Source organism: Variovorax sp. MPBD4-3 (genome assembly GCF_058809745.1).
Window position 1 is genome coordinate 21,328 of the sequence record NZ_JBXASW010000072.1, and the last position, 8,361, is coordinate 29,688.

At 68.3% G+C, this 8,361-nt stretch carries 10 protein-coding genes; 5 read left to right on the forward strand and 5 right to left on the reverse strand.

The window, feature by feature from the left end; all coding sequences use genetic code 11:
- Positions 1-134: 134 nt before the first annotated feature.
- Entirely contained in the window at positions 135-977 is an 843-nt protein-coding gene (locus AC1RVW_RS27110; RefSeq protein WP_493203664.1) for a dienelactone hydrolase family protein, read from the forward strand.
- On the opposite strand, the gene AC1RVW_RS27115 is transcribed toward AC1RVW_RS27110, so the two are convergent.
- Both AC1RVW_RS27115 and AC1RVW_RS27120 read right to left on the reverse strand, forming a co-directional pair.
- On the reverse strand, positions 978-2,150 hold the full coding sequence (locus tag AC1RVW_RS27115) for a PQQ-dependent sugar dehydrogenase (RefSeq protein WP_493203665.1): 1,173 nt from the start codon (positions 2,148-2,150) through the stop codon (positions 978-980).
- A gap of 62 nt (positions 2,151-2,212) precedes the next feature.
- Complete coding sequence (locus tag AC1RVW_RS27120) at positions 2,213-2,869, reverse strand: dihydrofolate reductase family protein (protein WP_493203666.1); 657 nt, start codon at positions 2,867-2,869, stop codon at positions 2,213-2,215.
- A gap of 199 nt (positions 2,870-3,068) precedes the next feature.
- Between AC1RVW_RS27120 and AC1RVW_RS27125 the strand changes: the two genes are divergently transcribed.
- On the forward strand, positions 3,069-3,356 hold the full coding sequence (locus AC1RVW_RS27125) for an HU family DNA-binding protein (protein ID WP_081269271.1): 288 nt from the start codon (positions 3,069-3,071) through the stop codon (positions 3,354-3,356).
- 150 nt (positions 3,357-3,506) lie between these two features.
- Positions 3,507-4,043 (forward strand): C40 family peptidase, encoded by a 537-nt coding sequence (locus tag AC1RVW_RS27130; RefSeq protein ID WP_493203667.1) that lies wholly within the window; start codon positions 3,507-3,509, stop codon positions 4,041-4,043.
- Positions 4,044-4,070: 27 nt separating this feature from the next.
- On the opposite strand, the gene AC1RVW_RS27135 is transcribed toward AC1RVW_RS27130, so the two are convergent.
- The 3 genes from AC1RVW_RS27135 to AC1RVW_RS27145 form a co-directional block, all read right to left on the reverse strand.
- Complete coding sequence (locus AC1RVW_RS27135; RefSeq protein ID WP_493203668.1) at positions 4,071-4,430, reverse strand: hypothetical protein; 360 nt, start codon at positions 4,428-4,430, stop codon at positions 4,071-4,073.
- Between the two features lies 1 nt (position 4,431).
- A complete protein-coding gene (locus tag AC1RVW_RS27140; RefSeq protein ID WP_493203669.1) occupies positions 4,432-4,560 on the reverse strand; it encodes a hypothetical protein in 129 nt (42 codons plus the stop codon).
- A gap of 85 nt (positions 4,561-4,645) precedes the next feature.
- Positions 4,646-5,944, reverse strand: coding sequence for an FAD-dependent oxidoreductase (locus AC1RVW_RS27145; RefSeq protein WP_253819922.1), 1,299 nt, complete (start codon positions 5,942-5,944; stop codon positions 4,646-4,648).
- Positions 5,945-6,156: 212 nt separating this feature from the next.
- Here AC1RVW_RS27145 and AC1RVW_RS27150 point away from each other — a divergent pair, with 212 nt between their 5' ends.
- Both AC1RVW_RS27150 and AC1RVW_RS27155 read left to right on the forward strand, forming a co-directional pair.
- Entirely contained in the window at positions 6,157-8,223 is a 2,067-nt protein-coding gene (locus AC1RVW_RS27150; protein WP_493203670.1) for a carbon starvation CstA family protein, read from the forward strand.
- 4 nt (positions 8,224-8,227) lie between these two features.
- Positions 8,228-8,361, forward strand: a 134-nt coding sequence (locus tag AC1RVW_RS27155) for a CstA-like transporter-associated (seleno)protein (RefSeq protein ID WP_493203671.1), incomplete at its 3' end; no start/stop codon positions are given.

Below are 8,361 nucleotides of genomic sequence, written 5' to 3' on the forward strand. Positions count from 1 at the left end.
CTATACAAAAGTCGCCCATCCAGCAGCGCGAGGCGATTCCGCCGCCGTGCCTCATGGAAAGCCCGCCTGCTTGCTGGCTGTCCCGATTCGTGGCAAAAGCTGGCGTGTTCCCATCCTTATGAGGTAAATCAACCGTGTGTGATCTGAACGACCATGAAGAACTCAAGAAGTACACCCGCCGCGACTTCGCTACGTGGGCCGCGTCCGCCGGCGTGCTGACGGCGTTGCCCAGCGTGGCCAACGCCGTCGCCGTTGCCGAGCGCGATGTGACCATCGCCACTGCGGATGGCAACTGCGACGCTTACTTTGTCGCACCCACCTCGGGGCCTGCACCCGGCGTGCTGGTGTGGCCCGACGTGTTCGGTCTTCGCCCGGCCTTCAGGCAAATGGGTCGGCGGCTGGCCGAATCGGGCTACAGCGTGCTGGTGGTGAATCCCTTCTACCGGCAGAAGAAAGCGCCCACTGCCGCGCAGGGCGGCCAGACGCCGATCGCCGAAGTGATGCCGCTGATGCAGGCGCTGACGCCGGCCATGCATCTGAGCGACGGCAAGGCCTTCGTGGCGTGGCTCGATGCCCAACGCGAGGTGGACAAGGCGCGCAAGCTGGGCACCACCGGCTATTGCATGGGCGGCCCGATCGCGGTGCGTACTGCCACCGTGGCCCCCGGCCGCGTAGGTGCTGTCGGAACCTTCCATGGCGCCGCCATGGTGACCGCGGCGCCCGACAGCCCCCATCGCCTGGTGGCCCAGACGCAGGCGCGCTACCTGATTGCAGTGGCCCAGAACGACGACGCCAAAGATCCCGAAGCCAAGGTGACGCTGCGCACTGCGCTCGAAAGCGCGAAGCTGCCGGCCGAGGTGGAGGTGTACCCGGCGGCCCACGGCTGGTGCCCGCCCGATACCCAGGTCTACGACGCCGCCCAGTCGGAGCGCGCCTGGACGCGCCTGCTGGCCACGTTCAGCACGGCACTGGCCTGATCATTTCGGCGTGAGCCGATACAGGCCGCCCTCGCGGTCGTCCTCGATCAGCCACAGCGCGCCATCGGGCGCCTGCTCGACGGCGCGGACGCGAAAGCCGACGGTCCAGTGCTCCGCCGGTTTCGCGATCGCGCCGTTGACCTCGATCCGGTGCAGGGCACGGCTGACGAGGCCGGGCGCGAACGCCGAGCCCTTCCATTTCGGAAACATCGCGCCGCTGTAGAACATCAGGTTGCCGGGCGCCAGCACAGGCGTCCAGTAGATCGCGGGCTTGGCGAGGTCGGCGCGCGTGTCGGGGCTGGCAATGGGCACGCCGTCGTAGTTCACCGCATAGGAAACGAGCGGCCAACCGTAGTTCTTGCCCGGTTCGATGAGGTTGAGTTCGTCGCCGCCGCGCGGGCCGTGCTCGAGCTCCCAAAGGCGGCCATCCGGCGCGAATGCGAGGCCGTAGGGCGTGCGATGCCCCGAACTCCATGTCTCGGACGGCGTCAGATTGGGGCCGTCGAAGACATGGGTGCGCACGACCGGCGCGGTCTTTGCGGCCTCCGTGTCTCTCGGCGGATCGATCACCGGGACCGACTGCGCACCCGTCTTGCCTTCCATGGGGTTGCCGGGTGCGGGCTTGCCGTCCAGGGTCAGTCGCAGGATCTTGCCGGCCGGTTGGTTCGGGTCTTGCGCAGGGGTGAAGCGCTGCCGATCGCCGACCGTGAGAAAGAGAAACTTCTGGTCCGGCGAAAAGGCCACGGCGGCGCCGACCTGGCCTCCCTTGCCCTTGATCGGGTCACGCCAGACGACCTTCAGGTCCTCCAGCGAGGCGGTGCCGGTGCCGATCCTGAGCGTCGCGCGGGCGAGCGCCAGGCTCGAGGTACCCGTGACTTGTCCGGGCTCCGAATAGGTCAGGTAGATCGCTCCATCGCTCGCAAAGGATGGGGCCAGGTACACGCCGAGCAGGCCGTTCTGGCTTTGGTAGAGCACTGGCGGCACGCCGGTGACTTCGAGCTTCTGCCCGGACTGGGTCGTGAGGTAGAGCTTGCCGATCTTCTCGGTGACCAGCATGCGCCCGTCCGGCAGGAAGGCGATGCGCCATGGCAGGTCGAACTGCGCGACCTTCGTGAGCTTGAACGGGGGCGACGGGGTGGGGGGCAGGGTGCCGGCGTTGATCTGCGCGAACACGGGCGTTGCACTGAAGAGCAACAAGGATAGGCCTAAGGACTTCATGGATGGCATGCCCCGCGTCAGGGCGCATTGCGGCGCAGGAACATATGCGTGGCGCGCTCGCCTGCCACCTGCCGCTCGCAGCTGTAGCCCAGGGCCGGCAGGTCCAGGCCGGCGAAAAGCGCCTCGCCCTTGCCCAGCAGCACCGGCCGCACGGCCAGGTGCAGTTCGTCGATCAGCCCGGCCTTCAGGTATTCGCGCACGGTGGCCACGCCGCCACCCACACGCACGTCGCGCGTGCCTGCGGCGGCCCGTGCCAATGCCAGAGCCTCATGGATGCCGCCGGTGACGAAGTGGAAGGTGGTGCCGCCTTGCATCGTCAGTGGCGCGCGGGCATGGTGGGTCAGCACGAAGACCGGCACATGGTAGGGCGGCTCGTCGCCCCACCAGCCTTTCCAGCTCTCGTCGGGCCACGGACCGCGCACCGGTCCGAACATGTTTCGCCCCAGGATCCACGCGCCCATCTCGGCGAAGCCCTGCTCGGCGATCTCGTTGTCGATGCCTGTTTCGCCGTTGGCCTCGCCCGTGCTGTGCATCTGCTGCCAGACGCGCGTGGGAAAGAACCAGTTCATGAGTTCGGGGCCGCGAACGCCCAGCGGATGCTCCAGGCTCTGGTTCGGGCCGGCAGCGAAGCCGTCGAGCGAAACGCCGAAACTGCGTACTAGCAATCGGGTCATGGCGGGGTCTCCTGGAAGAACGAAGCGGCAGTCTAGCGTGGGGGGTGCCTTGCGGAGGTCCCGCTTCGACCAGATGTTTCACTCTTGAAACGCATGCGCCCCGCCATCCGCCGCCGGGGCGTTTAAAGTTCGGTCCCCGGTAGCGCTTTCTCGCTACCGTTTTTTTCCAACCGCTTGATTGAAGAAAGAGCATCCCGTTTTGAACAAGACCGAACTCATCGCCGCCATCGCCACGGACACGAACCTCAGCAAGGCCGATGCCGGCCGCGCGCTCGACGCCGCGATCGAAAACCTGTCGCGCGCGCTGGCCGCTGGCGACACGGTGCAACTGATCGGCTTCGGCACCTTCGCCGTGGCAAGCCGCCCTGAGCGCACGGGCCGCAACCCGTCGACCGGCGAGCCGATGACCATCAAGGCCAGCAAGGCGCCCAAGTTCACCGCCGGCAAGGCGCTGAAGGACGCGGTCAACGCCGTCGCCGCCAAGTAAGCGGCACGCCTCGCGTCATTTTCTTTTTGCATCTTCTCCCTCCGCGGCGCCGGCGCAGCAGCGCAGACCCGGAGGGCGTGGCCTCTTCTTCAGGAAGCGGACGCGTTCCGCGCTAGAGTGCGTGCACGTTCACAAGCTCAGCCATCCGACATGTCCGACGCACCTGTGTCAACGCCACGTTCCCGCATGCCCGCGCCACCGCGGCTGCTTCAAATTCTCGTCATCGCTGCCTGCCTCCTGATGGCGGGCTGCGCAAGCCCTCCGGGTCCGCGCCAGGGACGAGGCCCCGCACCGTCGATCACCAGCACGCCGCTCACGGACGAGCAGTCGAACAGCATCGCCATTCACGCGTTGGGGCTGGTCGGCACGCCATACCGCTATGGCGGCAACACGCCGGACGGCGGCTTCGACTGCAGCGGGCTCATCGGCTACGTCTATCTCAACAGCGTGGGGCAATCGCCGCCGCGCACGGTGGCGCGCATGTCGGACTTCGGTCAAGCCGTGGCGATGTCGCAGCTTCGCACGGGCGACCTGGTGCTCTTCGGTTCGTCCACGCCCACGCATGCCGGCATCTATGTCGGCGGCGGCCGCTTCGTGCATGCGCCGTCCACGGGCGGCGAGGTGCGGCTCGACCGGCTCGACGGCGTGTACTGGTCGCGCCAGTCGACGCAGGCACGGCGGCCCTGAGCATCGGGCCCGGGACGCATCGACCGGTCAGTCTTCCGCGTCGCGCTGTTTTCTTCGTCGCCAGCCGGCCCGCTCGTCCATGCGTGCCCAGGCGTTGAGCAGTGCGGCGCGCGTGATGTCGCCGGCCATGCGGATGGCGATGGCGTCGTCGGCGTTCAGCGGGCGCCAGTCGGTCGGATCTTCCGCGCGCGAGACGCTCATCCACCGGGCGCCGCAATGGCTGCACGATGCCACGAGGACGCTGCCGGTCTCGACGTGGCCGAGCATGGTCTGTTCGTCGAGTGCCGGCGTGCCGCAGCATGACCAGTAGAGCGTCATGTCGGGCCGTGCCTGTGCCTGCCGGGCCCAGGCGGCCGCGTGATACCAGAGCGTCGCGTGCAGTGCCATGTCACGCCCTCTCAGGCGGCAGGCGCGGCCTGCGCAGCCTGCGCGGCTTGTCGAGCCGATAAAGCCTTACCAGCGTCTCTGCCGAGACGACCCACACGGCCGCGACGGCGGCCAACCAGACGATGTCCATTGCTCACTCTTGTTGGGGAGTGGATGGAGTATCGAAAGGCGCGCATAAAAACGGCATCGAATGCCGGTGGCCGCGCGTAAAAATTTCATAAAGACCGGTGCGGCGAGGTCACATGTTCCGGCCGCACGCCCAGTCCCACCGCCCGTGCCGGCAGCCGGCGAAGCACGGGCCAGCGCGAGAGCAGCCGCAGCGGCCACGGCACGTGGCCCGCCACCGCCGTCATCTTGCCGCCGAGCACCGGCACCAGCACGCGGTCTTGCACCATGCGCTGCGCCGCCTGCGTCACGCGCACCGGCCATTCCCTTCGCCGCTGCAGCTGCGGCAGCATGTCGTCGATCTGCTTGTCGGTGGCCGTGCCGGCCAGCATCGGGGCCAGCAGGTTGGCCGCGGCCACCGCGTCCTGCACGGCCAGATTGATGCCGACGCCGCCCACGGGCGACATGGCATGCGCCGCATCGCCGATGCACAGCATGCCCTTGCACGACCACGACTCGAGCCGGTCGACCGTCACCTCGAGCAGCTTCACCGCGTTCCAGTCGGGCAGTGCCTTCGCGAGCCGGTCGGCGAAGAAGGGCGCGATCTTGCCGATCTCGGCGTGGAAGGCGTCGATGCCCCGGGCCTGCAGCGCGGCGTGCCCGCCCTTGGGAATCACGAACGCGCACTGCCAGTAGTCGCCGCGGTTCAGCGTCACCAGCAAGTGCCCGGCGGCGATGTGCCCCGCGGTGGCCTCCGGGTCGCCGCTTTCCCTGGGAATGCGCATCCACAGCACGTCGATCGGTGCGCCGTAGCTGATGTGCGGCAGTGCGGCGGCATCGCGCAGCGCCGAGTGGCGGCCGTCGCTCGCGACCACCAGCGAGGCGTGCAGCTCCACGTCCTGCGGCTTCCCGGCCCGGCGCCCGCGCCGTACCTTCACGCCGTTGACGCGCCCCTTGTCCTGCAGCAGGCCGACGGCCTCGGCGTCGGTCCACAGCTCGAAACCCGGATAGCGCCGCGCCTCGTCGCACATGAAGTCCAGGAACTCCCACTGCGGCATCAGCACCAGGAACTTGCTGTGCGAAGGCAGGTGGGTGAAGTCGGCCACGGGAAAGTTCCGGCCCTCGAAGCTCGCGCACAGCTGCTCGATGCGGTCGTGCGGGCGCTGCAGGAAAGCCTCGAGCAGGCCCAGTTCGTGCAGTACCTCCAGCGTCGACGGGTGCACGGTGTCGCCGCGGAAGTCGCGCAGGAAGTCAACGTGCTTCTCCAGCACCACGACGGGGACGCCGGCCCGCGCGAGCAGCAATCCCAGCACCATGCCGGCGGGGCCGCCGCCCGCGATGCAGCAGCGCACCTGCGCCTGGCTTGCCTGGGTCGCCTGGGTTGAAGTAGGGGGAGCGGTGTCGGTCAATCGGCTGGCTCGCTTGTTGAAGACAGACCCCTATTGTTCCGGCTTGGTCCGGTTCGTGCGTGTAGGCCCGCAGGCATTGAACTGCGGGCCTCGGGCATGGGCATGCGGGTTTTCCATTACGCAAAGCCACGCGCTCGGCCCGCGCGGTCCGACGGATGCGCCGCGGCGCCCGCGCGGCAAAACTCCCGGGGTTCAATCCTGGAGACATCCCAATGCAAAGCATCCGACGCCACCTGGTGTGGCTGGTCGTGGCCGTGGCCGGCGCGTTTTCGCTCGCCACCGTGGCCCTGACCCGAGGTGAGAGCGTCAACGCCCTCTGGGTGGTGGCCGCCGCGATCTGCACCTACCTGATCGCCTACCGCTACTACAGCCTCTTCATCGCCGACAAGGTGCTGGGCCTGGACGGCAACCGCAAGACGCCCGCGCACCGCCACAACGACGGCCTGGACTACGTGCCGACCGACAAGAACGTGCTGTTCGGCCACCACTTCGCGGCCATTGCCGGCGCGGGCCCGCTGGTGGGCCCGGTGCTCGCGGCGCAGATGGGCTACCTGCCCGGCCTGCTGTGGGTGCTGGCCGGCGTGGTCTTCGCCGGCGCGGTGCAGGACTTCATCATTCTCTTCATCTCCACGCGGCGCGACGGCCGCTCGCTGGGCGACCTCGTGAAGCAGGAGATGGGCGTGGTGCCCGGCATGATTGCGCTGTTCGGCACCTTCATGATCATGATCATCATCCTGGCGGTGCTGGCGCTGATCGTGGTGAAGGCACTGGCCGAGTCGCCGTGGGGCACCTTCACGGTGGCGGCCACGGTGCCGGTGGCGCTCTTCATGGGCGTGTACCTGCGCTACCTGCGCCCGGGCCGCATCGGCGAGGTGTCGCTGATCGGCTTCGTGCTGCTGATGCTGGCCATCTTCGGCGGCCAGGCCGTGAGCCAGAGCCCCGAATGGGCGCCGCTCTTCACCTTCGACGGCAAGGCGCTCACCTGGATGCTGGTGGGCTACGGCTTCGTCGCCGCGAGCCTGCCGGTGTGGCTGCTGCTGGCGCCGCGCGACTACCTGTCGACCTTCCTGAAGATCGGCACCATCATCGCGCTGGCCATCGGCATCGTGTTCGTGATGCCCACGCTGCAGATGCCGGCCGTCACGCAGTTCGCGCAGGGCAACGGCCCGGTGTGGTCGGGCAGCCTGTTCCCGTTCCTGTTCATCACCATCGCCTGCGGCGCCGTCTCGGGCTTCCATGCGCTCATTTCCTCGGGCACCACGCCCAAGATGCTCGACAACGAGCGCCATGCGCGCTTCATCGGCTATGGCGGCATGCTGGCCGAATCCTTCGTCGCCGTGATGGCGCTGGTGGCGGCCTCGTGCATCGAGCCGGGCATCTACTTCGCGATGAACAGCCCGGCCGCGCTGGTGGGCAGCACCGCGCAGCAGGCGGCGCAGACCATCTCGAGCTGGGGCTTCGTGGTCACGCCCGAGATGCTGGTGCAGACCGCCAGGGACGTGGGCGAGACCACCATCCTGGGCCGCGCAGGCGGCGCGCCGACGCTGGCGGTGGGCATGGCCCACATCCTGCACCAGGTGATCGGCGGCCAGGCCATGATGGCTTTCTGGTACCACTTCGCGATTCTGTTCGAGGCGCTTTTCATCCTCACGGCGGTGGACGCCGGCACCCGCGCCGGCCGCTTCATGCTGCAGGACCTGCTGGGCAGCTTCGTGCCGGCGCTCAAGCGCACCGACTCGCTGCCGGCCAACCTCGTGGCCACGGCACTTTGCGTGGCGGCGTGGGGCTACTTCCTGTACCAGGGCGTGGTCGATCCGCTGGGCGGCATCAACACGCTGTGGCCACTGTTCGGCATCTCCAACCAGATGCTGGCCGCCGTGGCGCTGATGCTGGGCGTGGTGGTGCTGTTCCGCATGAAGCGCGAGCGCTACGCCTGGGTGGCCGCCGCGCCGGCTGCATGGCTGCTGGCCTGCACGCTCACCGCGGGCTGGCAGAAGATCTTCTCGGCCGACCCGAAGATCGGCTTCCTGTCGCATGCCGCCAGGTACACCGAGGGCATCGCCAACGGCGTGCTCGTGGCGCCGGCCAAGACGCCCGAGGCCATGTCGCGCATCGTGTTCAACGACCGGCTGGATGCGGCGCTGTGCGCGCTCTTCATGTTCGTGGTGCTCAGCGTGCTGGTCTACAGCATCAAGGCCTGCCTGGCGGCACGCGCGGCCAACCGGCCGACCACGCAGGAGACGCCGTTCGAGCCGCTGGCCGCATCGGCCGCGCGCTGAAGCCATGGGCCTCGCATTGCCCGAAGCCGGGCGCTACTTCGCGCGCTCGCTCAAGCAGTCGCTGCGGCTCATGGTCGGCATGCCTGACTACGACGCCTACCTGACCCACATGGCAGCCACCCACCCGGACCCCCCGCC

Bases quoted from the DNA above. Each gene is read 5' to 3' on its own strand.
- AC1RVW_RS27120 (WP_493203666.1), bottom strand. From the start codon at position 2,869: ATGACCCGATTGCTAGTACGCAGTTTCGGCGTTTCGCTCGACGGCTTC.
- AC1RVW_RS27130 (WP_493203667.1), top strand. From the start codon at position 3,507: ATGTCCGACGCACCTGTGTCAACGCCACGTTCCCGCATGCCCGCGCCA.
- AC1RVW_RS27135 (WP_493203668.1), bottom strand. From the start codon at position 4,430: ATGGCACTGCACGCGACGCTCTGGTATCACGCGGCCGCCTGGGCCCGG.
- AC1RVW_RS27140 (WP_493203669.1), bottom strand. From the start codon at position 4,560: ATGGACATCGTCTGGTTGGCCGCCGTCGCGGCCGTGTGGGTCGTCTCG.
- AC1RVW_RS27150 (WP_493203670.1), top strand. From the start codon at position 6,157: ATGCAAAGCATCCGACGCCACCTGGTGTGGCTGGTCGTGGCCGTGGCC.